Annotated in this window: 21 protein-coding genes and 1 tRNA gene; 14 read left to right on the forward strand and 8 right to left on the reverse strand. The window is 62.6% G+C overall.

The features are described from left to right. Positions 1-73 precede the first annotated feature (73 nt). Positions 74-1396, forward strand: a complete 1323-nt coding sequence (locus INT40_RS01625; protein ID WP_193095335.1) for an O-acetylhomoserine aminocarboxypropyltransferase/cysteine synthase family protein — start codon at positions 74-76, stop codon at positions 1394-1396. Between the two features lies 1 nt (position 1397). Then, entirely contained in the window at positions 1398-2432 is a 1035-nt protein-coding gene (gene metX / locus INT40_RS01630) for a homoserine O-acetyltransferase MetX (protein ID WP_101570230.1), read from the forward strand. Between the two features lie 209 nt (positions 2433-2641). On the opposite strand, the gene INT40_RS01635 is transcribed toward metX, so the two are convergent. Together INT40_RS01635 and INT40_RS01640 are read right to left on the reverse strand one after the other, a co-directional pair. Further along, complete coding sequence (locus INT40_RS01635; protein ID WP_101574464.1) at positions 2642-4708, reverse strand: acyl-CoA dehydrogenase family protein; 2067 nt, start codon at positions 4706-4708, stop codon at positions 2642-2644. Continuing rightward, entirely contained in the window at positions 4705-5292 is a 588-nt protein-coding gene (locus INT40_RS01640) for a TetR/AcrR family transcriptional regulator (RefSeq protein WP_101574463.1), read from the reverse strand. The genes INT40_RS01635 and INT40_RS01640 overlap by 4 nt, the downstream gene beginning before the upstream one ends. 58 nt (positions 5293-5350) lie before the next feature. Here INT40_RS01640 and INT40_RS01645 point away from each other — a divergent pair, with 58 nt between their 5' ends. The 5 genes from INT40_RS01645 (at position 5351) to INT40_RS01665 (ending at position 10495) form a co-directional block, all read left to right on the forward strand. Then, the gene (locus INT40_RS01645) at positions 5351-6640 is read left to right on the forward strand and encodes an acetyl-CoA C-acetyltransferase (protein ID WP_101574462.1); all 1290 of its coding nucleotides are present in this window, start codon (positions 5351-5353) and stop codon (positions 6638-6640) included. Beyond that, entirely contained in the window at positions 6637-7989 is a 1353-nt protein-coding gene (locus INT40_RS01650; protein ID WP_193070525.1) for a 3-oxoacyl-ACP reductase, read from the forward strand. The genes INT40_RS01645 and INT40_RS01650 overlap by 4 nt, the downstream gene beginning before the upstream one ends. Then, positions 7986-8843, forward strand: a complete 858-nt coding sequence (locus tag INT40_RS01655) for a MaoC family dehydratase (protein ID WP_226830502.1) — start codon at positions 7986-7988, stop codon at positions 8841-8843. Before INT40_RS01650 ends, INT40_RS01655 begins: the two co-directional genes overlap by 4 nt. Before the next feature lie 115 nt (positions 8844-8958). Next, positions 8959-9046, forward strand: a tRNA-Leu gene (locus tag INT40_RS01660). 141 nt (positions 9047-9187) lie between these two features. After that, positions 9188-10495: a M20/M25/M40 family metallo-hydrolase gene (locus tag INT40_RS01665; RefSeq protein ID WP_101574460.1), complete on the forward strand. Its 1308-nt coding sequence runs from the start codon at positions 9188-9190 to the stop codon at positions 10493-10495. On the opposite strand, the gene INT40_RS01670 is transcribed toward INT40_RS01665, so the two are convergent. Together INT40_RS01670 and INT40_RS01675 are read right to left on the reverse strand one after the other, a co-directional pair. Next, entirely contained in the window at positions 10449-11426 is a 978-nt protein-coding gene (locus INT40_RS01670; protein WP_193095336.1) for a DMT family transporter, read from the reverse strand. The two genes, INT40_RS01665 and INT40_RS01670, sit on opposite strands and share 47 nt — an antisense overlap. 10 nt (positions 11427-11436) lie before the next feature. After that, a complete protein-coding gene (locus INT40_RS01675; protein WP_226830503.1) occupies positions 11437-11640 on the reverse strand; it encodes a DUF5703 family protein in 204 nt (67 codons plus the stop codon). 37 nt (positions 11641-11677) lie between these two features. On the opposite strand from INT40_RS01675, the gene INT40_RS01680 reads away from it, so the two are divergent. After that, positions 11678-12379, forward strand: a complete 702-nt coding sequence (locus tag INT40_RS01680) for a histidine phosphatase family protein (protein ID WP_193095337.1) — start codon at positions 11678-11680, stop codon at positions 12377-12379. Between the two features lie 67 nt (positions 12380-12446). Here the strand turns inward: INT40_RS01680 and INT40_RS01685 are convergent, their stop codons facing one another. Continuing rightward, positions 12447-13280, reverse strand: coding sequence for an undecaprenyl-diphosphate phosphatase (locus tag INT40_RS01685; RefSeq protein ID WP_193095338.1), 834 nt, complete (start codon positions 13278-13280; stop codon positions 12447-12449). Positions 13281-13349: 69 nt separating this feature from the next. Here INT40_RS01685 and INT40_RS01690 point away from each other — a divergent pair, with 69 nt between their 5' ends. Beyond that, the gene (locus INT40_RS01690) at positions 13350-14252 is read left to right on the forward strand and encodes an aldo/keto reductase (RefSeq protein ID WP_193095339.1); all 903 of its coding nucleotides are present in this window, start codon (positions 13350-13352) and stop codon (positions 14250-14252) included. 38 nt (positions 14253-14290) lie between these two features. On the opposite strand, the gene INT40_RS01695 is transcribed toward INT40_RS01690, so the two are convergent. Next, on the reverse strand, positions 14291-14572 hold the full coding sequence (locus INT40_RS01695; RefSeq protein WP_101574454.1) for a hypothetical protein: 282 nt from the start codon (positions 14570-14572) through the stop codon (positions 14291-14293). A 57-nt stretch (positions 14573-14629) separates the two neighbouring features. On the opposite strand from INT40_RS01695, the gene INT40_RS01700 reads away from it, so the two are divergent. From INT40_RS01700 to mshC, 3 genes are all read left to right on the forward strand, one after another. Beyond that, entirely contained in the window at positions 14630-15193 is a 564-nt protein-coding gene (locus INT40_RS01700; RefSeq protein ID WP_101574453.1) for a DUF3090 domain-containing protein, read from the forward strand. Next, a complete protein-coding gene (locus INT40_RS01705) occupies positions 15193-16005 on the forward strand; it encodes an SCO1664 family protein (protein ID WP_193095365.1) in 813 nt (270 codons plus the stop codon). The genes INT40_RS01700 and INT40_RS01705 overlap by 1 nt, the downstream gene beginning before the upstream one ends. Positions 16006-16086: 81 nt before the next feature. Further along, on the forward strand, positions 16087-17346 hold the full coding sequence (gene mshC / locus INT40_RS01710; protein ID WP_101574451.1) for a cysteine--1-D-myo-inosityl 2-amino-2-deoxy-alpha-D-glucopyranoside ligase: 1260 nt from the start codon (positions 16087-16089) through the stop codon (positions 17344-17346). A 44-nt stretch (positions 17347-17390) separates the two neighbouring features. Here mshC and INT40_RS01715 read toward each other — a convergent pair whose 3' ends face one another. Next, positions 17391-18221 carry a proteasome assembly chaperone family protein gene (locus INT40_RS01715; RefSeq protein WP_101574450.1) on the reverse strand — a complete coding sequence of 277 codons (831 nt, stop codon included), beginning with the start codon at positions 18219-18221 and terminating at the stop codon, positions 17391-17393. Between the two features lie 22 nt (positions 18222-18243). On the opposite strand from INT40_RS01715, the gene INT40_RS01720 reads away from it, so the two are divergent. Beyond that, entirely contained in the window at positions 18244-18903 is a 660-nt protein-coding gene (locus INT40_RS01720; RefSeq protein ID WP_226830504.1) for an HAD family hydrolase, read from the forward strand. On the opposite strand, the gene INT40_RS01725 is transcribed toward INT40_RS01720, so the two are convergent. Next, entirely contained in the window at positions 18881-19690 is an 810-nt protein-coding gene (locus tag INT40_RS01725) for a RecB family exonuclease (RefSeq protein ID WP_193095341.1), read from the reverse strand. The genes INT40_RS01720 and INT40_RS01725 overlap by 23 nt on opposite strands. Positions 19691-19796: 106 nt before the next feature. Between INT40_RS01725 and INT40_RS01730 the strand changes: the two genes are divergently transcribed. Then, positions 19797-20957 (forward strand): site-2 protease family protein, encoded by a 1161-nt coding sequence (locus tag INT40_RS01730; protein ID WP_193095342.1) that lies wholly within the window; start codon positions 19797-19799, stop codon positions 20955-20957. The last annotated feature ends 21 nt before the right edge of the window (positions 20958-20978 follow it).

Below are 20978 nucleotides of genomic sequence, written 5' to 3' on the forward strand. Positions count from 1 at the left end.
TGACAGTAGTGACATCACCAATTCACTCGCGCGGACCACCACGGGCGAATCAACCGTACTCGAAGGAGACATCATGACGCAGTCATTTGAAACGCGACAGATCCATGCCGGCCAGACACCGGACCCGACCACCGGCTCCAGGGCACTGCCCATCCACCAGACCACCTCATTCGTCTTCGACAGCAATGAGACCGCGGCCAACCGCTTCGCACTCACCGAACTCGGCCCCATCTACACCCGCATCACCAACCCGACCACAGAGGTCGTGGAGAACCGCATCGCCGACCTCGAAGGCGGAGTCCACGCTGTGCTCACGGCATCGGGACAGTCAGCAGCCCTGCTGGCCATCACGAACATCGCCGAAGCCGGTGATCACATCGTCGCCAGCTCCAGCCTCTACGGCGGAACCTACAACCTGCTCCACGTGACCCTGCGCAAGCTCGGCATCGAGACCACGTTCGTCGACGTCGATGACCTCGATGCGTGGAAGAACGCGGCGCAGGAGAATACGAAGCTCTTCTTCGCCGAGGTTGTGTCCAATCCTCGCTCCGATGTCCTCGACATCTCGGCAGTGGCCGACATCGCCCACGAGGCCGGTGTTCCGCTCTTCACCGACAACACCCTGGCCACCCCCTACCTGGTGCGCCCGATCGAACACGGTGCCGACGTCGTTCTCCATTCAGCCACCAAATACCTCGGCGGACACGGCACCTCGATCGCCGGTGTCGTCGTCGACAGCGGAAACTTCGACTACGGCACACAGCCGGAGAAGTTCCCCGGCTTCAACACCCCGGACGAGTCCTACAACGGTCTGGTCTATGCCCGCGACCTCGGCGCGGATTCGCCGTTCGGTGCCAACGTCTCCTTCGGCCTCAAGGCCCGTGTGCAGGGTCTGCGTGATCTCGGACCGGCCGCCAGCCCGTTCAATGCCTTCCTCATCGCCCAGGGACTTGAGACTCTGAGCCTGCGCATCGACCGCCATGTCGAGAATGCGAACACAATTGCCTCCTACCTCGAAAACCACGAGCAGGTCAGCCGCGTCGCCTTCGCCGGACTCGAGTCCAGCCCATGGCACGACAAGGCGAAGAAGTACCTGCCCAACGGAGTCGGCTCGGTCCTGTCCTTCGACATCATCGGCGGCTTCGACGCCGCTGTGGCCTTTGTCGATGCGCTCGAACTGCACTCACACGTGGCCAACATCGGCGACGTCCGCTCCTTGGTCATCCACCCGGCATCGACGACTCACTCGCAGCTCGGCGAAGATGCGCAGGCTGCTGCCGGTGTGAATCCGGCCCTCGTGCGTCTGTCCGTGGGGCTCGAAGGCAGCGAGGACATCATCGCCGACATCGACAAGGGCTTCGCCGCTGCCGCAGCGATTGCATCGGCCGCCGCCTGACATGACTACCCAGAGCACTTCCGTCGAGCGAATTCTGGGCTTCGTCACAGAATCCGGACACACGTTCGGAACTGTCGAGGTCGCCTACGAAACCTTTGGCACACTCAACTCGGACCGCAGCAACGCGGTTCTGATCGAACACGCCCTGACCGGCGACACCAGCGTCACCGAATGGTGGGCGGGCGTCGTCGGCCCGGGCGAGGCGATCGACACGAACGAATACTTCGTGGTGTGTGCGAATTCTCTCGGCGGGTGCTCGGGTACCACTGGACCCCAGTCCGTCTATGACGACGGATTGCCCTATGGGTCCAGATTTCCTACGGTCACGATCCGCGATATGGCCCGCTTGGAACACAATCTCGCACAGATCCTCGGAATTGACTCCTGGCATGCCGTCATCGGCGGGTCGATGGGTGGAGCCAGAGCCCTCGAATTCTCTCTCCTCGACAAACGCAAGGTGAAGAAATGCGCGATCATCGCCGCACCAGCCTTCTCCGAAGCCGACCAGATCGCCTGGGCGATGATGCAGGAACGCGCCATCGAACTCGACCCCGACTACTACTCCGGTGACTACACCGCGGTCGGCGCTTTCCCTGCCCAGGGCCTGGGACTTGCCCGGCAGATCGCGCACCTGACCTATCGCAATGATGCGGAGCTCAACCACCGGTTCTCCCGACGGCGCAGATCACCTGATTACTACGAGGTCACCTCGTATCTCGATCACCAGGCGAAGAAGCTCACCGCCCGGTTCGACCCACACAGCTACGTCGTGCTCACCCGTGCCCTGCGCGACCACGATGTGCGCATCGGTCGTTCACACGACCTGGCGACATCATTGGCCGACAGCTGCACCGACAACCTCGTCGTCTCGGTCTCCTCGGATCGGCTGTTTCCGCCCGCACAGGTCGAATTGCTCGCCCAGAGTCTGCCCGGAGCCGTGACCCATCACGTCATCGAATCCGACGTCGGGCATGACGGCTTCCTCACAGAGACTGCCGCGATTTCGGCGGCGTTGAAGGACTTCCTCAACGCCTGAGCGCAGGCAGACGTCTGCGATCAGGCAAACAGACACCTGAGTCCATGCAGCTGGCCTGCGACCGGCGCACACGAGCCAGTCTGCGGCCGATGCTAGTCAGACAGTCACAGACGAGACAATCACAGACGAGACGAACGTGGGAGGGGCCGTGCAGCAATCAAGCTGCACGGCCCCTCCCACATCTTCTGGGCTATCTATCTAGCTATCAGTTATTTGCTGGCTTTCGCCTTACGTCCGCCCTTGTTGGCCGCCTTCTGCGCAGCTTTCGCGGCCTTGCGCAGCTGTTTCTCCTCCACAGGGTAGTTCTCCTGTGCACGGGAGTGACGGAAGTAGTCGGCAGCTTCGGTCTGACGCTCGGCCTCGATGCCGGTCGCGATCGTTGCGCGGCGGTGATCATCGCCGTAGCCGAAGGCGTCCACGAGGTCCAAGGCGTTGGCGGACAGCTTCGCACACAGACGGTTGAGCGTCTCGTTGAGCTGGCGGGCACGCAACATCGGGAGACGACCGTACATAAGATGCCAGCCGACGTGCTTCTCGATGAGAGTCAGGCCGTAAGTATCGCGCAGACGGCGGAAGAGCTTGCTCTGGTCCGGGTCTGTCTGTTCCCTCATCGTTTCGTCGAGGGCCTTCCACTTCTCCAGCTCGACGTAGGCGCGCGCCATCTCGATGAACTCGTGCTGGTTGTCGTTGAAGACTCCAGCCGCATCGGCCTGCGACATCTTAGCGGCAGGACGCAGTGCTTGGGCGAGGTTCGAGAGCATGACCTCGAGCCTGGTCTCCAGCAGCGAACGCTGCAGCTTCCCGGAACGGATCCGCTTCTCGTTCAGGTTCAGTGTGAAGACGTCGGAGATCGCGAGGCCCGCATTGGCGATGCCGGTTCGGTAGAGCGTGTGCTCGGCGGCCTGGGTGCCGATGAAGCGGGCGGCCCCACCGACATCGATATGTGCGAGTTCTTTGGCATAGTCGCCGAGGAGGCGCTTGCCTGCCAGCTGCAGGAGCACAGTGTTGTCACCTTCGAACGTGGCGTAGACGTCGAGGTCTGCGCGCAGTCCCACAAGACGGTTCTCGGCCATGAACCCGGCACCGCCGCAGGCTTCGCGGCTTTCCTGGATGACGTCGAGGGCCATCCAGGTGGTGTCGGCCTTGAACGCTGCGGCCCGAGTCTCGAGCAGCGCGCGATTCTCATCGCTCTCATCGGCGCCGGAGAACACCTCTTCGAATGAGGTGAGCAGCTTCTCGTGTGCGAAGGCCGAGGCGTAGACGGAGGCGATGGCCGGCATCAGGCGACGCTGGTGCTGCTGGTAATCCAAGAGTGTGGTCTCGTTGATGTCATCGACCGAGGTGAACTGCTTGCGCTCGAGACCGTAGCGAACGGCGATGTCGAGTGCCAGCTTCGATGCGACGATGGCGGCGCCGTCGAGGGAGACACGTCCCTGGACCAGGGTGCCGAGCATCGTGAAGAAGCGGCGTCCCGGGGAGTCGATGGGGGAGGAATACGTGCCATCGGCGGTCACCGCACCATAGCGGTCGAGGAGGTTGAATCGTGGAATGCGGATCTCGTCGAAGATGATCCGTCCGTTGTCGACGCCTTTGAGTCCGCCCTTGAAAGCGTCGTCTTCGATGGTGATACCCGGCAGCACTTCACCGTCTTCATCACGGATCGGGACGAAGAACGCGTGCACACCATGGTTGACTCCAGCGGTGATGAGCTGGGCGAAGACCACGGCAGCGCGTGCATCACGCGCTGCGTTGCCGATGTATTCCTTGGTTGCGGCGCGGAAGGGCGTGTTGATGACGAATTCCTCGTCCTCAGCCGAATACGTCGCGGTGGTTCCGACCGCGGCGACATCGGATCCGTGGCCGATCTCCGTCATCGCGAATGAGCCCAGAAGTTTGCCCTTCTGAGCATCCAGCAGCCAGGCCTGGTGCTGTTCGGAGTTGCCCAGGTGAAGGATCGCTCCGCCGAAGAGCCCGAACTGGACCCCGGCCTTGATCTGGAGGCTGGGGGAGGCAGTGACGGTCTCCTCGAAGCCGGCGACGTTAGTCGCGTGTTGGTTGAGGCCGCCCAGTGATGTGGGCAGGCTCGTCATGGTCAGACCGGTGTCGGCCATGATGCCCACACCGGTCAGCGTCTTTGCCCGTGTGGTTTCAAGGTCATCGGCAGGATCCTCATGAGTGATCTCGTCGAGTGCCAGGGTGCGCCCCTGGCGTCGTGCCTCGGCCCACCGGCCGTCGAGGGCGTCGTTGATCGCCTGTGGATCAAGGGAAAGCTTCATTCGTCTACTCCTAGTTTTGCGGGCAACGAGGCCCAGAGCCATTGACTGATTGCGGTGGCGAATTCATCGGGACGGCTGGGATCGGCCAGCCAGTTTTCGGTCGCGGCACGCACGAAACCGATTGCGCCTGCTGCCCACAGCTGTCCCTGAGTACCCTCAAGGACAAGCCGATCGGCGAGGAGGCTGGCGATTGAATTGAAGAATCCGCCGGTCTCCGTCGGTGCGAAGCGGTTGACTGCCGTATCGCAGAATCGGTAGATGTTCGGTGATTCTGCGGCGAGCGCGACGAACGCACGGATCATTTTGGTCAGTGCGTCCTGTGCCGAGGTTGCTGTTGCGTCATCGAGTGACTTGGAGATGACATTCATCGCCCATTCGCCCATGGCCGCCTGCAGACCCGCGCGATCCGTGAAATATCTGTAGAGCACGGACTTGGTGGTGCCCGAATGCTCGGAGATCTGCTCCATCGACAGCTCGTCTCCGTGCTCATCAACGACGTGCCGGACGGCGCGCAGCAGCTCGTGGCGCCTGAGGTCGCGATGCTGCTGCCACCGAGTGGACCGACCATCTGTGAGCGATTTCATGTGACAGACGGTATCAGGTACTGTCGGTAACAGTTAAATCCACATACCGGAGGTGCAAATGTCCACTCCCAATCAGCGTGCCGTCATCCTTGGCGGTAACCGTATTCCGTTCGCTCGTTCGAACAAGCAATATTCCAAGGCGAGCAATCTCGATATGCTCACGAGCGCCCTCGACGGACTCGTGGCCCGCTTCGGCTTGGCCGGTGAGAGCATCGGCGAAGTCGCCGGCGGCGCAGTCCTCAAACATTCGAAGGATTTCAACCTCACTCGTGAGGCGGTTCTCGGTTCCGCCCTGTCGCCGACGACTCCCGCGTTTGATGTCGGGCAGGCCTGTGCCACCGGTCTCGAGACCGTGGTCAGCCTCAACAACAAGATCAATGCCGGTCAGCTCGAGTCCGGCATCGCGTCTGGCGTGGACTCCGCGTCGGATGCGCCGATCGTCATCAACGACTCGATGCGTGAGATTCTGCTCGAACTCACGCGAGCCAAGACCATTGCTCAGCGGGCGAAGATCGCCGCACAGATCCGTCCGGCCTACCTGGCGCCTCAGGCTCCGTCGACGGGTGAGCCACGTACTGGCATGAGCATGGGTGAGCACCAGGCGATCACCACCGCCGAGTGGAAGATCACCCGCGAGGCGCAGGACGCACTAGCCCTGGCCTCTCACCACAATCTCGCCCGTGCCTGGGACGAGGGATTCTTCGATGACCTCTCGACCCCGTACCTTGGAGTCAGCCGCGACACCAACATGCGGGCGGATTCCTCCGCCGAATCCCTGGCTAAGCTGTCGCCCGTGTTTGGCAAGAACCTGAATACTCCGGCATCGATGACTGCCGGCAACTCGACTCCGCTGACAGACGGAGCGTCCTCCGTCCTGCTCGGCAGCGAAGATTGGGCGGCCGAACACGGCTTCACACCCCTGGCTCGCCTCGTCGATGCCGAAGCAGCAGCGGTCGACTTCGTCGACGGTGCCGAGGGTCTGCTCATGGCTCCGGCCTACGCAGTCCCACGCCTTCTAGCCCGCAACGGCCTCACCTTCGAAGACTTCGATGCCTTTGAGATCCATGAGGCATTCGCGTCGACCGTGCTCAGCCACCTGGCGGCATGGGAATCAGAGAAGTTCTGCCGTGAGAAGGCCGGCCTCGACGGAGCACTTGGCTCCATCGATCGGGCCAAGCTGAACCCACTGGGGTCAAGCCTCGCCGCCGGACACCCGTTCGCAGCGACCGGTGGACGCATCATCGCCTCCACCGCGAAGTACCTCAAGCTCACTGGCAAGAAGAGGTCACTGGTCTCGATCTGCGCAGCAGGCGGCCAGGGACTCACAGCGATTGTGGAGGCAGCATGAAAGACACCTACCTGGGCTTGGTCAACGGCCCACTGAAGCAGGTCGCAAAGACACTCGGCCTGCCCCAGCCCGTCGAACTGCACCGTTTCGACTCGACCCCAGCTGACTATCGCCGCAAACCGGTCCTCGTCCTCGGGTCCGGACCGGAAGCACAGAAGCTGGCCGACCTGCTGTTGGGCAACGGCCTCGAAGTGCGCCGCCATGCCAACGCGGGGGAGTCCCTGCGCGCGATCATCGCAGTCTTCGACGAAGTCACAGCGCCCGGCGACTTGTCGGAGACAGTGCTCGAGATCGGAACGGCTCTGCGCTCACTGGCCCGCTGCGGTCGCGTCATTACAGTTTCACCGTCCCCCAACCCGTCGCAGCAGGGTCCCGAGCTCGCTGCAGCCGCTCAGGGAATCACCGGCCTGACACGGTCCATGGCTCACGAGATGCGCCGAGGAGCAACCGCTAACGGCATACTCCTCGACGGCGTCGACATGCAGGCTCCCTCTGTGGCCACCGCGCTGTGGTTCCTGCTCTCAGGCAAATCAGCCTATGTTTCGGGACAGTTCATCACCGTCTCCACTCAGGCCGGCACTCCGATCGGGATGAAGGAGTTCCTGTCCACTGGTGAGGCTGGCCCGCTGGCCGGACGAACCGCAGTCGTGACCGGTGCCGCCCGCGGGATCGGAGCGGCGATTGCGCGCAACCTGGCCCGTGACGGCGCAGACCTCATCGGCGTCGACATGCCGCAGGCCGGACAGGCCCTAGCCGAGGTGATGAATGAGGTCGGCGGTCGATCCCTCCAACTCGACATCACCACGAACACGGCGGCTGAGAAGATCGCCGAGGCGGTCGGTGGTCCCGTGGATATCCTCGTCCACAATGCGGGAATCACCCGAGACAAGATGCTGGCGAATATGGATGCCTCCCGATGGGACTCTGTCATTGCCGTCAACATCGCCTCCCAGGCTAGGATCAACGCTTACTTGAAGGCTCAGGATCTGCTCGCCGAAGGTGCACAGGTGGTCTCACTGGCCTCGACCTCGGGCATCGCAGGCAACCGCGGCCAGACGAACTACGCGACCTCGAAGGCCGGAGTCGTCGGACTCACCGCTGCCTCGGCGTCGGACTTCGCCAAACGCGGAGGAACGATCAATGCTGTGGCTCCCGGGTTCATCGAAACCGATATGACGGCCAAGATGCCGACCCTGACCCGGCAGGTCGCCCGCAGGCTCTCCAGCCTCCAGCAGGGGGGACAGCCGGTCGACGTGGCCGAGACCATCGGATTCCTCGCCTCGGCGGGAGCCCGAGGGATCAACGGGCTGACGCTGCGCGTGTGCGGCCAGAACATGGTCGGTGCATGATGGCCAAGGATTCAATGCTGCCGCTCTACGCCAAGGCTGTGCTCAAGGCTCTGCCGTTGGGCACACGCACAAGCCCTGACCTTCCCAACCGAGCACTGGACCGCAGCATGCCCATCGAGGCCGCTGCCTACGCCGGTTTCACCGGTGTCATCGAAGCCGGGTTGGGCAATATCGTCCATCCGGGCTACCTGCACGTCCTCGCCTTCCCGCTGAGCATGCAGCTGCTCAGCGATCCCGAGGTGCCGTTGCCGATGATGGGCATGGTCCACATCCACAACAGGATTGACACACTCGGTCGCGTGTATGTCGGTGACAGTGTCGATTTCCATGTGGAGCTGGCTGGTCCGTTCCAACATTCGGCAGGGACCACGATCGAGGTCATCGTCGAGGCGAAGGTTGACGGTTCCCTGCGCATGCTCGAGACCACGACCTACCTGGCCAAGGGCAAGAAGCTGCCCAATGCTGAAGCGAAGCCGCAACCGCAACGGGAGGAGTTCACAGCTCCGACCCCGACTGCCCTGTGGCGACTCGATCCGATCATCGGCCAGCGCTATGCCCATGCTTCGGGAGATTACAACCCGATCCACCTCAATGGCTTGGCGGCCAAGGGCTTCGGCTTCCCGCGTCTCATCGCACACGGTATGTACGGCGCCTCGCGTTCCCTGTCCGCGGTCGACACGAGGCTCGATGCCTATCGCTGGGATGTGGCGTTCGCGAAACCTGTGCTGCTGCCGTCGACCGTTGGCTTCGCCATCACCGAGGGGCGTCGGCATGAGGCCGCGAAGTTCGCCGTCTTCGACCTCAAGTCCGGCAAACCGCACATCCTCTCCGAGGTGTCTGAGCTGGCCGAATGAGCCTGCGCGCGGTGATGCGCGGAGCTACAGAGAATTCTGTAAGTGCCGTGTGTCACAATCGGCCGATCTGATTTTGCACGGCCGAAAGTCGCGTGTAAAGTAATCTCTGTTGCCAGCGCGAGTGGCGGAATTGGTAGACGCGCTAGCTTGAGGTGCTAGTGCCCAACTTATCGGGCGTGGGGGTTCAAGTCCCCCTTCGCGCACAACAGAGGAAATGGCCTCCGGATCTGATCCGGAGGCCATTTCTCATTCACCCCTGAATTCGGACATCGCAGGTCGCGGCGACACAGTTGCTATAACGTAGATCACGTCAGCATCTTCGCACCTATCCGACGGGAGACACCGTGTACGATTTCAGCGCCGCCGAGGCCGAGGTCACTTCGCTGTGCCAGCAGCTCATCCGCATCGACACCCAGAACTGGGGCGGCAACAAGGTCAACCCCGAACGGCCGGCAGCGGACCTCATCGCCTCCTGGTTCGACGAGGTGGGGCTGACGTCGACCATCATCGAATCCGCACCGGGACGGGCCTCCCTGGTCGCTCGCATCAAGGGAACCGATCCCGAAGCCGATGCGCTCGTCGTCCACGGCCACACCGACGTGGTCCCCGCAGCGGCCGAGGACTGGAGCGTCGACCCCTTTGCCGGCGTGATCAAGGACGGGCTGCTCTGGGGCCGCGGAGCCGTTGACATGAAGGATATGGACGCGATGATCATCGCCGCGGTCCGGGACATGCTCCGTCAGGGTCTGAGTCCGCGCCGAGACCTCATCATCGCCTTCTTCGCCGATGAAGAGGCCGGCGGCAACTACGGTGCCCGCTACATGGTGCGCAACCACCCAGAACTCTTCGCCGGAGCCACCGAGGCGATCTCCGAGGTCGGCGGCTATTCCGTCGACGTCCGTGGCCAGCGCGTGTACCTCGTTCAGACCGCTGAGAAGGGCCTCGCCTGGCTCAACCTCATCGCCCACGGCACCGCGGGTCATGGCTCCCAGCGCAACGACGACAACCCCGTCACGCGCCTGGCCGCCGCCATCGCCCGCATCGGCGAATATCCCTGGCCACAGGAGATCCCGGTCGCGACCCGGCAGCTCCTCGAAGGAGTCGCGGAGATCACTGGCATCGAATTCCGGGCCGATACGATCGGAGAGCTGCTGGCTGAACTCGGGTCGGTTGAGAAGTTTGTGGCACCGACCCTGCAGAACACCTCGAATCCGTCATTCCTCAACGCCGGCTACAAACATAACGTCATCCCGGGAACGGCCACCGCATACGTCGACTGCCGCACCCTGCCGGGTCAGCACGAGGACGTGATGCTCAAGATCAAGGAACTCGCGGGCGAAGGCATCGACATCGAGGCCAATGACGAGGGCGATGCCCTGGAGGCGCCCTTCGACACCCCACTTGTCGCGCAGATGCAGAAGAGTCTGCTCGATGACGATCCCACCGCGAAGGTGCTGCCGTACACGCTCTCGGGCGGCACTGACAACAAGTCCATGGCTGAGCTGGGCATCACCGGCTACGGATTCGCACCGCTGCAGCTGACCGGAGACCTCGACTTTCCGGCCATGTTCCACGGCGTCGACGAGAGGGTTCCGATCTCGGCTCTCAAGTTCGGGGCGAGGGTCCTGGGCGATTTCCTGATGAAGGCATAATCGTAATCGCGATCCCGAGGAGCACCAGGGCGGCGCTGATGACCGTCGTGGTGCTCACCAGGGATCCGGGCATGGGCAGCAGGAGGTCAAGCAGGAGCGCCCCGAGTAGATTTCCGAACAGGGAGAACAGGCTGAGCAGCAGCACGCCGAGCTTCGCCACGGTCAGCGCCGTCAGTCCGATGAAGACGACGCCGAAGGCCCCACCGAGCAGCATCCACCACTGAGTGGGCTCAGTCGGAAATCCTGTCCAGGTCACCCCGGATGCCATGATGACCCCAGCAGCCGCGAGCAGGGCGAGGAAGCCGACGGCGAAGTTCACAGTGGTGGCGACGATGACCGAGCCTGTGGCGGCTTTGATCCGCCCATTGAACGCCTGCTGGACGGAGGTCAGGGCACCAGAGACGAAGGGCAGCAGCAGCGCCCAGAGCGGGACGCCCAGATTGAGTCTCTCCGAGGCTCCGTAGACGAGGGCGGCGATGACGATGAGGACACCGAAGACTCGGAGGACCGTCAGTCGCTGCCTGCCTCCCGGTGGTAGGCGTGTGGAGTCGACGGCGAGGCCACCGGTGACCTGGCCGGAGACGAATGCCATGGTGAACATCGCCACGCCCATGATCGGCACGGTCGACGCCTGAGCGATGACGACGAGACCACCGCTGAGCCCGCCGAGGAGCATCCACCATGGCATCGCGTGAGTCCGGACCATCCGGATCAGAGTCAGGGCACCGGTCCGAGAGCGCGAGGAGCACAGCAGGGTCGTGCCCACGAGGATGAGACCGATGAAGAACGAAACGAGCGCGGCGAAGACAGAATGACCCAGGATCGGACCGAGCAGGCCGTTGGCACGGCCCTGGAGGGACATGGCACCGCCGGCCGCGATGGTGACGAGACCGGCGAAGAGGACAGGCAGAAGTGCGGCAGGGGATTTCACAGGGTCGGTGTCAGCTGCTCAATGTCAGGGGCATGATCTTCCGACGCAGCCAGACGGTCTTGGTGCCGCCAACAGAGATTCGAGTCCGGGCGAGTTCCCATTTGCCGTACTCCGCCTCATCATTGAGTTCCTGCAGACTCATAGATCGCGGAGTTTCTCTGGAGAACGAGACCTTGCGAAACTCATAGGCCATGCTGGGACGCTGACGCTTCATAGGCCCACTGTAAACGATCTGGGCTAGTGTTGATCGCATGCCCGTCATCGTTCTCCTCCGACACGGCGTCTCCAGCGCGAACACGGCAGGGATCCTCGCCGGACGCGCTCCCGGCGTGTCGCTGACCGACCAAGGTGTCAGTGCCCTGCGCGACACCCTGCGGATGCTTCCGCAGCAGCATTTCGCGCGCCTGCTGCATTCGCCGCTGCTGCGGTGTGAACAGACCGCACAGATCGCAGCCTCAGCGATTTCCGCCGACTCCGCTGCCGCCGTCGATGACCTCATCGAACTCGACTATGGCGACTGGACCGGACGCAGACTGAAGGACCTCGGCAGCGAAGAGCTGTGGAAGACCGTCATCGACGAGGCGTCTCAGGCGCGTTTCCCTGGTGGGGAATCCATCGCCGAGGCGGCCGACCGTGCCGTGTCGCGCGTGAGGACCGTAGTCGGCGAGCTCCGCACAGAAGAACGCACGGAAGCGGACCAGCGCACGCAGAAGAGCGACGATACGGGCCCGGTCAGCCGGTGGGCGATGCTCGTCTCCCACGGCGACATCATCAAGGCGATCATCGCCGATGCGCTGGCCATGCCGCTCGATGATTTCCAGCGCCTCAGCGTTGCTCCGGGCTCGTTCACCGTCATCGACTTCTCGGGGCCGCGGCCGGTGATGACCGCGATGTCGGTCACCGCAGCCGGACTGTCCGAGGGCGGCGTTCCCGGCGGTGGCAACCTGCGCTGAGGCAGGCTGCGCTGAGACCGGGCTGGCCCCGGCAGTGCCGAGAACCAGCCGCGTCAGCCAGCGTCGATCAGGTTGCTGCGAGGACTCCGGTGCCCAGCAGGAAGTAGAGCACGATGCCCAAGGCCACGCGGTACCAGACGAAGATCGCAAACGATTTGGTCTTCACATAGCCGAGGAACCAGTGGATGACGAGGAGACCGAGTCCGAAGGCGATGATGGTGGCCAGGATCGTCGGTCCCCAGCCGATGACCATGTCCGCGCTGCCCAACGTCTGGAAGACAGAGTAGAAGCCCGATCCCAAGACCGCAGGAATGGCGAGCAGGAACGAGTAGCGGGCGGCAGCAGGACGGTCGAAGCCCATGAAACGCCCGGCCATAATGGTGCCACCGGAGCGTGAGACGCCGGGGATGAGGGCCAGGGCCTGAGCGAAGCCGTAGATGATGCCCTGCCCCCACGTCATGTCCTCAAGTGTGCGTTCGCGTTTTCCGACCCAGTCTGCGAGGCCGATGATGAGACCGAAGACGATGAGCATGGTGGCGGTGATCCACAGGCTGCGCAGGGCACCCTCAATGGCGTCTTGAAACAGCAGGCCGAGGATGACGATCGGAATCGAACCGACGATGATCAGCCAGCCGAGACGGACTTCAGGGTCCTTCCGATCGTGTTTGCCGGCCAGGGCCTTGAACCATTTGGAGATGATGGAGACGATGTCGCGCCAGAAGTAGACGACGACGGCGGCTTCGGTGCCGATCTGAATGATCGCGGTGAAGAATGCGCCCGGATCGTCACCCGGCAAGAGGAACTCACCGACGATGCGCACGTGCGCCGAGGATGAGATCGGCAGAAATTCTGTCAGTGCCTGAACGATGCCCAGCACAGCTGCGACCAACCATTCGTACATGCGTCTCCTTGAGAAAGTGGGGTGGGAACGAAACCACGGTAGTCGCCGAATCAGGTAACCTCAACAATCATGAAGCAACAACGCCTCGCCAGCACCGGTCTTGAAGTCAGCGCTGTGGGTCTCGGCACATTTGAGTGGGGACACCGGGTCGACGCAGCGGTCGCACAGCGACTCGTCGATGAATACGTCGGTGCTGGTGGGAACCTCATAGAGCTTCCCAGCTCAGGGGTGCACGCGGCCCAGGTGCTGTCTCAGCTGAAACTTCCTGAACAGATCGTGTTGATTGCCCGCGTGGGCGTGTCCATGAGTGAGTCATCCCACATTGAGGTGGGTCTGGGGCGAGCTCGGATTCTCAACCAGGTGGATGCGCTGTTGAGCGCCACCGGACGCTCCCACATCGACATGCTCATTCTCGACGTCTTCGACGCCGATGTGGACCGGGCAGAGACCGCCTCAGCGATCAATACATTGTTGATGTTGGGCAAGATCCGCTACGTCGGTGTGTCGCACCATGCCGGTTGGGAGCTGGCAGAGATGCGTGGAGCAGGCGTACCCATCTCCTGTGCCATCGCCGAATACTCGCTGCTCAACAGGGAGGCAGATAACGACCTGCTGCCAGCCGCGAACTACGCAGGTGTGGGACTCATCGCCGGGGCCGGCCTGGGCAGGGGAGTGCTGAGCGACAAATATCGGCGCGGAACCCCACAGGATTCACGCTTTGCCGCGGGAGAACTCACCGACTATGTCGGTGCCTACCTCGACGAACGATCGACACGTGTGCTGGCGGGAGTGCGCAAGGCGGCGGCCGCGCTGGGAGTGACGACGACGGACATCGCACTGGCGTTCAACAGACACCGGGGAGTCGCCTCGTCCTTGGTCTCCGCCCGCACTAGTGAGCAGCTGGCTCAGGTGATCAGCAGCGAAGTCGAACTCGAACCCGAGATCGCCGAGGTGCTCGACCAGATCTCCTGAGGGCTCGGCGGACGTGATTCAGCAGTCGTGAAGGAGGCTCAGTCGTCTTCGTCGTCCTCGTCGACGGTGAAGTCACCGTCGAGTTCGTTGTCGTCGTCGTCTTCCTTGGCGTCTTCGACATCGTCGAAGAGCTCGAACGGAGTGACCTCGTCAAACGCGGTGTAGATCGCGTCTTCGTAGATTTCGAAGGCGTCGGCCAGGGCCATGTATGCGGCTTCGACACGGGGGTCTTGGTCTCCATTGCGGTGTGCGGATGCAGCGAAGTGCTCACCCACTGCTTCGAGGAATGCGTCCAGGGCCTCACGAGGATCAGTGCTCATGACTCAAATGTATCCCAGTGAAGACGGACATGTAAGTCTTTGAACTAGGCTGAAGGTATGGCAGCTTTGTACGACCACCCCACCCCAGAACGATTCGTTGTCGGCACGATCGGTCTGCCCGGCGAGCGAACGTTCCTCCTCCAAGCGAAATCTGGAACCGCGCTGACCACAGTGGTGGTGGAGAAGGAGCAGGTGGAGATCCTCTCTGATCGCATCACCGAGCTCCTCGACATGGTCATGGTCAAAGACCCCGCGGCGCGAGTGCCCCAGTCTGCGATCGACGAACGCATCGACAACGCGGGGCTCAACGTTCCGATCGAACCCGAATTCCGGGTGGGGACCATGAGCTTGGGCTGGGACACCGTCGCCCACGAGCTGGTTGTCGAATGCTTCGAACTCACCGAGGAGGATGCTCAGACAGGCACCTCCGCTGAGCCCGATGACGACGAAGTCGAGCGGGAGGTGCTTCGCATCGTCCTCGACGCTGCCGGCTCTCGCGAGTTCGCTCGCAGAGCTGACCAGGTCGTCTCCGCCGGTCGTGGCGACTGCCCATTCTGTTCGCTGCCGCTGGAGCCCGAAGGGCACCTGTGCCCCCGTGCCAACGGCATCGCGCGCATGTGATGCACTCAGCGTTCACCGAAGAGGCCCTGGAACTGGGCTCCTGCACCGTCATGGGAGCGATCCCGCGGGCCAGCAACGACACCCGCCTCGTGGTCGTCGATCACGCCGACACGCATCTCAAGGCCGTGTACAAACCTGTTTCGGGAGAACGACCTCTTGCGGATTTTCCAACGCACACTCTGTCGTTGCGTGAGGTCGCGTCCTATAGGCTCAGCGCCCACCTTGACCTCAACGTGGTTCCACCGACAGTTCTCCGTGGTGACCTGGGAGCGGGGCTTGGATCCTTACAGGCCTATGTCGAAGATTCCGGGGACGATGACGCTGTGGCTCTGACCGGTGTCGATGCCATTCCCGCCGATCACACCCCGATGTTCGCGCTGCGCACCGAGGACGGCACAGATCTGGTGCTGTCTCACGACACCAGGGAAGGCCTGCGGGCAATCGCCTTCTTCGACCTCCTCGCGAACAACGCCGACCGGAAGGCGGGCCACATCATCACCGGCAGCTACCTGCCCGGCGCCGGCCCCAGCAGCATCGGCACCTTCGGCATCGACAACGGACTGACATTCCACGCCGAAGAGAAGGTCCGCACCGTGCTGTGGGGTTTCTCTCACCTCTCATTCCGGGTCGAAGAGCTTGACGCTCTCGACGAGGTGGCCCGAATGCCTGCAGACCTGCGAGCCGCATTGGATGAGTGTTTGGACGAGGCAGAGATCGAGAGCCTGCGTGCCCGGGCCGATGAACTGGGAGAGGCCGGTACCTTCCCCGACCCGCCCCAGGACCGGACCGTCATACCTTGGCCGCCGATCTAGCACACGGCGGGTGCAGCCCGGGAACAGACCCGCCGGAGACATGAGGTGCCGTTCTGCTATGACTCGGTTAGGCTGGTCTGCGTGAAGTCATGGTCCGAACCTCAGCTACCCCGCCTCACCAGCTCCGGAAAGGTGCCGACAGTCTTCGACACCGGCACTCGGAGCCCACGCAATCTCAAAGGGCGTGACCAGGCGGCCGGTCTCTATGTATGTGGAATCACCCCGTACGACGCCACCCATCTTGGTCACGCGGCAACTTATGTTGCCTTCGACCTGCTCAATCGGGTGTGGCGAGATGCGGGGCTCGATGTCACCTATGTGCAGAACACGACCGATGTCGACGACCCTCTGCTGGAGAGAGCCAACGCCACGGGCGTGGATTGGCGTGAGCTTGCCGAATCTCAGATCGAACTGTTCCGCGAGGACATGAGCTCATTGCGCGTGATTCCGCCGCAGGACTATATCGGCGTCGTTGAGACAGTCGATCAAATCGTCGAAGCGGTGGAGGCCCTCGTGGACTCGCGAGCCGCCTACACCCTCGACAACGGCGACGTGTACTACCGGGTCTCAACCCCGATCCACCCGCCCTTCGGCAGCGTCAGCCACGATGACCGGGCCACGATGGCCAAACTCTCCGCCGAACGCGGCGGTGATCCGGAGACACCGGGCAAGGACAATGAGATCGACCCACTGCTGTGGAAGGCCGCACGCGAGGGCGAACCGTCCTGGGATGGCGGGAAGCTCGGGCCAGGCCGCCCCGGCTGGCACATCGAATGCACCGTCATCGCCAACAACTATGCAGGACTGCCGGTCGACGTTCAGGGCGGTGGCAGCGATCTGGTGTTCCCACACCACGAAATGAGCGCGGCTCACGCTGCGGCATGGAAGCAGACTCCCTTTGCCCGGACCTATATGCACACGGGTATGGTCGGTTACCAGGGTGAGAAGATGAGCAAGTCCAAGGGCAACCTCGTCTTGGTCTCCAAGCTGCGCGAACAGGGCGTGGACCCGATGGTAATTCGCACAGTGCTCCTGTCCAACCACTACCGCAGCGACTGGGTCTTCACTGACGACCTGCTCGAAACCGCCTCGGCGCGCTTGCAGGCCTGGAAACATGCAGCAATGTGCGAGGCCGAATGTCGGGAAGGACTGCGCGGACACATCATCGGTCTGCTGCGTGAGTCTCTGGCCGATGACCTCGACAGCCCGCGCGCCCTGGGCATCCTCGATGAATGGGCCGAACACTACGCGGACTCAGCCGCAGCCGAGACAGCTCCGGTGTGCGGAGATCGGGTCGCAGACGCCGTTGATGCCCTGTTGGGCATCAACCTTCACGCCTGACGCCTATGTTCCTGAGCGACTGACGTCCTGATCGCCGACTGAGGCTATTTGTCTCGGCCGCGCTTGCGCAGATACCGCTCGAACTCAGCGGCGATCGCATCGCCGCTGGCTTCGGGCAGTTCCGTTGAGTCATTGAGCTCCTCGAGTCCCTTGAGCAGCTCAACGAGATGTGGGTTGAGCGCGACCAGCTCATCGGCACCAAGCTCCCAGGCTCGGCTCTCCTCTTCGAGGATGGGGATGTCGATCTCGAGTCCCGTGTGCTTCTCCACCGCTGAGGCCAGGGCCAGTTCGGCCTTTGGCGAAGGCGAATCGGTGAGATAGTCGGGTACTCCGACCCACAGGTTGATCGTCTGCAGTCCTCGCCTGTGGCATGCGACGCCGAGGAGGCCGAGGATGCCGATCGGACCCGCATAGCCGTTGACGTCGATATTGAGATCCGCGGCCAGCGCCGTATTCTCTGTGTTCGCTACGACCGGCAACGGGCGTGTGTGAGGGACCTCAGCATGCAGACCACCGAGGAGGACCACACTGTCGTCGGAGCTGATCTGGGACAGGATGAGCGAGAGGAACTCGCGCCATTTCAGTCCCGGCTCGTGTCCCTGGATGATGGTGACCGGAGTGCTCAGGCGTTGCCCCCGATGGACCTCGATTCCCGGCCAAGCAATCGTGGCTCGACCAGTTTCGTCTCGGACGATCTCAGGTTCTGAGAATCTGAATTCGTAGAAACCGTCGGTGTCCAAAATCTCACTGTCGTTGAGTCCCCATGACTCGATGAGATCCTTGACCAGTGAACTGGCGGCTTCGGAGGCATCCGCGTCCTGTCCCTCGAAGGCAATGAACACGAGTGCCCCGGACCCTGATGGAAGAAAAGTCATGCTTCAAGATTACGCTGGAATCATGAAGAATCCTGCCGCAGTCCTCTGGGACATGGACGGAACACTGGTTGATACGGAACCGTATTGGATCAGGGCCGAGACCGAACTGATGAACGCGCACGGCATTGCCTGGAGCGAAGAGCAGGGTTTGGAGTTCGTGGGCAACGACCTTCTCACCTCAGCCGCGATGATGCAGGATGCCGGACTCGACCTTCCTGCCGCTGTCATCGTCGACACACTTCTCGACGAGGTTGTGGCGAAGATCGAGGAATCAGTGCCGTTTCGCCCTGGAGCTCTCGAGTTCCTCGACGCGATCGCTACCGCCGGCATCCTGTGCGTGATGGTCACGATGTCCTACCGGCGACTCGCCGAGGCGGTCATTGCGGCCTGTCCCGAGAACAGCTTCGTCGGTCTCATCTCCGGTGACGAGGTCAGCGCCGGAAAACCTGACCCCGAGCCCTACCTCAAAGGTGCGGCGCTGCTGGGCCTCGAACCGAGAGCCTGCGTGGCGCTCGAGGATTCGAAGCCCGGCCTTGCCAGCGCAGAGGCAGCGGGAACGATTGCGATCGGCGTTCCTCACCTGGTTCAGCTCGAGGAACGTCCCGGACGGATCCTGTGGTCGAGCCTCGAAGGGCGAACCGTGGCTGACCTGAGAGAACTCACGTCCCGACTATCCGTGTGATCTCGGGGGTCGGCGGGGGAGTGTTGCCCCAGGCCGGACACAGCGGTTTGAAGGTGCACCAGTTGCACAGGGGCGATTTCTTCGGACGCCAACGATCCGCCTCGGCGGAGGCGATGATGTCTTTCCAAATCGATTCGATCTCGAACTGAGTGCGTTCGATGTCACTCATCGTGGGATGTGACTTCAGAATGCTCTGCGAGCCGAGGTACATGAGCTGGAGCGTATGCACGAGCTCACCCGTGAGGCGGTACTCGACGAGGGCGTAGAAGCCCATCTGGAAGTTCGCCTCGCGCCCGTACTGGGGCTTGGGCTGTTTGCCGGTCTTGTAATCGACCAGACGCTTCTCACCACCTGGTGCGACATCGACGCGGTCGATGAAGCCGCGCAGCTCCAGGCCATTGTCGAGTTGAGTCCGGACGTACTTCTCCGTCTCATCCGGTTCGAGGTGCTCGGGGAATTCGAGCGTGAAGTAGGAGCGCAGCAGATTGCCGGCCGTTGTGAAGAATGTCTCCTTCTCACTCTCCTCGTCGAAGATCGCGAGCACTTCCGGGTCTTTGTCGACGAGTTCGTCCCAGCTGGGACGCAGCAGTGACTCGGCGACATCCTGAGTCCGCTGGGCAGCGGGTAGGGCGAAGAGCTTCTCGAGTACAGAATGGACGACGGTCCCTCGGAAGGCGGCCTGCGAAGGCGGTTCCGGAAGCTTGTCGATACTGCGGAATCTAAATTTCAAGGGACATTGTGCGAAGTCGTTGGCCCGCGAGGGCGACAGACTGATCAGCTCGGCCATATCACCACTGTAACGACTTGGTCTGACACGACGCGTCAGAACACGTCGATGACCGTGTCGCTGTTAGGCTGAAGTCACCCGACCCCAAGCAAGAGGAACTCCTTCGATGGCCGTGAAAAATCACCAGACTGGTGCCTCTTCGGGCTTACGCCTGGGGAAAGTTCTCGGCGCCCCGGTGATCCTGGCATGGTCATGGTTCCTCGCCGCCATCGTCATCACGATCCTGTTCGCTCCCTGGGTGAACACGGTTCGGCCCGATCTCGGCATCTGGGCCTGGTTCGTCGCGTTCGCGTACGCGGTGCTGCTATTCGGATCCGTCTTCCTCCACGAACTGGCGCACGGCGTCGCCGGACAGTTCTATGGACTCAAGGTTGCCGCGATCGAGCTCAATATCTGGGGTGGATTCACCCGTTTCGAACCTCAGGTCGAGAATCCGCGGGACAAAGCCGCTCTCACCAGCTTCGTCATCTCCATCGTCGGTCCCATCGTCAACATCGTTTTGGCGTTGCTGGGCTGGTGGTGCCTGAGCGCAGTCTCCCCAGCCTCGGTGCCGTGGCTCCTGCTCATTGCGGTCACCTTCGCCAACGTCGCACTCGGTGCCATCAACCTGCTGCCGGGCATTCCGCTTGACGGCGGGTGGGCGCTGCAAGCCCTGATGTGGCGATTGACCGGTTCGCAGTACCTGGGAACTATCGTCGCCAGCTGGGTCGGTCGCGTCATCGCAGTCGGCTTCATCGGCTGGTCGGTCATCACCCCGCTGCTGGCAGGCGATCGTCCCAACCCGCTGCAGGTCGCTTGGATGTCCCTCATCGCCATCATGCTCTGGTTCTCTGCCGGGGATGCCGCGACCCACGCGAAGCGGGCGCGGAAGATGGAGACCTACGACCTCTCACAGGTCATCCAGCCGGCCATCGCCGCGACCTGGGATGCAGATCTTGCCGACACTCTCGACTACGCGAACACACTGGGCAACGCGAAGGAACGCACCCTTATCGTCGTCCTCGACCAGAAGGGCCTGCCCTACGGTCTCGTCGACAGGCATGCAGCGGCTGGGCGTCTCGCCGAGTCACTGGACCAGGTCCCGGCAGGCGAGGTCGCCAGGCCTCTGGCCGGATGGATCGGAGTCCCGAGGGACATCACCGCCCCGCACCTGCTCGAGTCACTGACCCACCGGCCCAAAGCGCAGTTCAGCCTGGTCATGGACGAGAATACTCTTGTCGGCGTGATCGATCTGCAGGAATTCTTCGACGAGCTTCTCGCAGCGTGAACCAGGTGTGCTGAGGCACTT

Origin of the sequence: Brevibacterium sp. FME17 (assembly GCF_014897515.1) — a bacterium.
In the GTDB taxonomy this organism is placed as follows: Bacteria; Actinomycetota; Actinomycetes; order Actinomycetales; family Brevibacteriaceae; genus Brevibacterium.

Coding starts and splice junctions, on each gene's coding strand:
- INT40_RS01625 (WP_193095335.1), top strand. CDS start 74: ATGACGCAGTCATTTGAAACGCGACAGATCCATGCCGGCCAGACACCG.
- metX (WP_101570230.1), top strand. CDS start 1,398: ATGACTACCCAGAGCACTTCCGTCGAGCGAATTCTGGGCTTCGTCACA.
- INT40_RS01635 (WP_101574464.1), bottom strand. CDS start 4,708: ATGAAGCTTTCCCTTGATCCACAGGCGATCAACGACGCCCTCGACGGC.
- INT40_RS01640 (WP_101574463.1), bottom strand. CDS start 5,292: ATGAAATCGCTCACAGATGGTCGGTCCACTCGGTGGCAGCAGCATCGC.
- INT40_RS01645 (WP_101574462.1), top strand. CDS start 5,351: ATGTCCACTCCCAATCAGCGTGCCGTCATCCTTGGCGGTAACCGTATT.
- INT40_RS01650 (WP_193070525.1), top strand. CDS start 6,637: ATGAAAGACACCTACCTGGGCTTGGTCAACGGCCCACTGAAGCAGGTC.
- INT40_RS01655 (WP_226830502.1), top strand. CDS start 7,986: ATGATGGCCAAGGATTCAATGCTGCCGCTCTACGCCAAGGCTGTGCTC.
- INT40_RS01675 (WP_226830503.1), bottom strand. CDS start 11,640: ATGAAGCGTCAGCGTCCCAGCATGGCCTATGAGTTTCGCAAGGTCTCG.
- INT40_RS01680 (WP_193095337.1), top strand. CDS start 11,678: ATGCCCGTCATCGTTCTCCTCCGACACGGCGTCTCCAGCGCGAACACG.
- INT40_RS01685 (WP_193095338.1), bottom strand. CDS start 13,280: ATGTACGAATGGTTGGTCGCAGCTGTGCTGGGCATCGTTCAGGCACTG.
- INT40_RS01690 (WP_193095339.1), top strand. CDS start 13,350: ATGAAGCAACAACGCCTCGCCAGCACCGGTCTTGAAGTCAGCGCTGTG.
- INT40_RS01695 (WP_101574454.1), bottom strand. CDS start 14,572: ATGAGCACTGATCCTCGTGAGGCCCTGGACGCATTCCTCGAAGCAGTG.
- INT40_RS01700 (WP_101574453.1), top strand. CDS start 14,630: ATGGCAGCTTTGTACGACCACCCCACCCCAGAACGATTCGTTGTCGGC.
- INT40_RS01705 (WP_193095365.1), top strand. CDS start 15,193: ATGCACTCAGCGTTCACCGAAGAGGCCCTGGAACTGGGCTCCTGCACC.
- INT40_RS01715 (WP_101574450.1), bottom strand. CDS start 18,221: ATGACTTTTCTTCCATCAGGGTCCGGGGCACTCGTGTTCATTGCCTTC.
- INT40_RS01720 (WP_226830504.1), top strand. CDS start 18,244: ATGAAGAATCCTGCCGCAGTCCTCTGGGACATGGACGGAACACTGGTT.
- INT40_RS01725 (WP_193095341.1), bottom strand. CDS start 19,690: ATGGCCGAGCTGATCAGTCTGTCGCCCTCGCGGGCCAACGACTTCGCA.
- INT40_RS01730 (WP_193095342.1), top strand. CDS start 19,797: ATGGCCGTGAAAAATCACCAGACTGGTGCCTCTTCGGGCTTACGCCTG.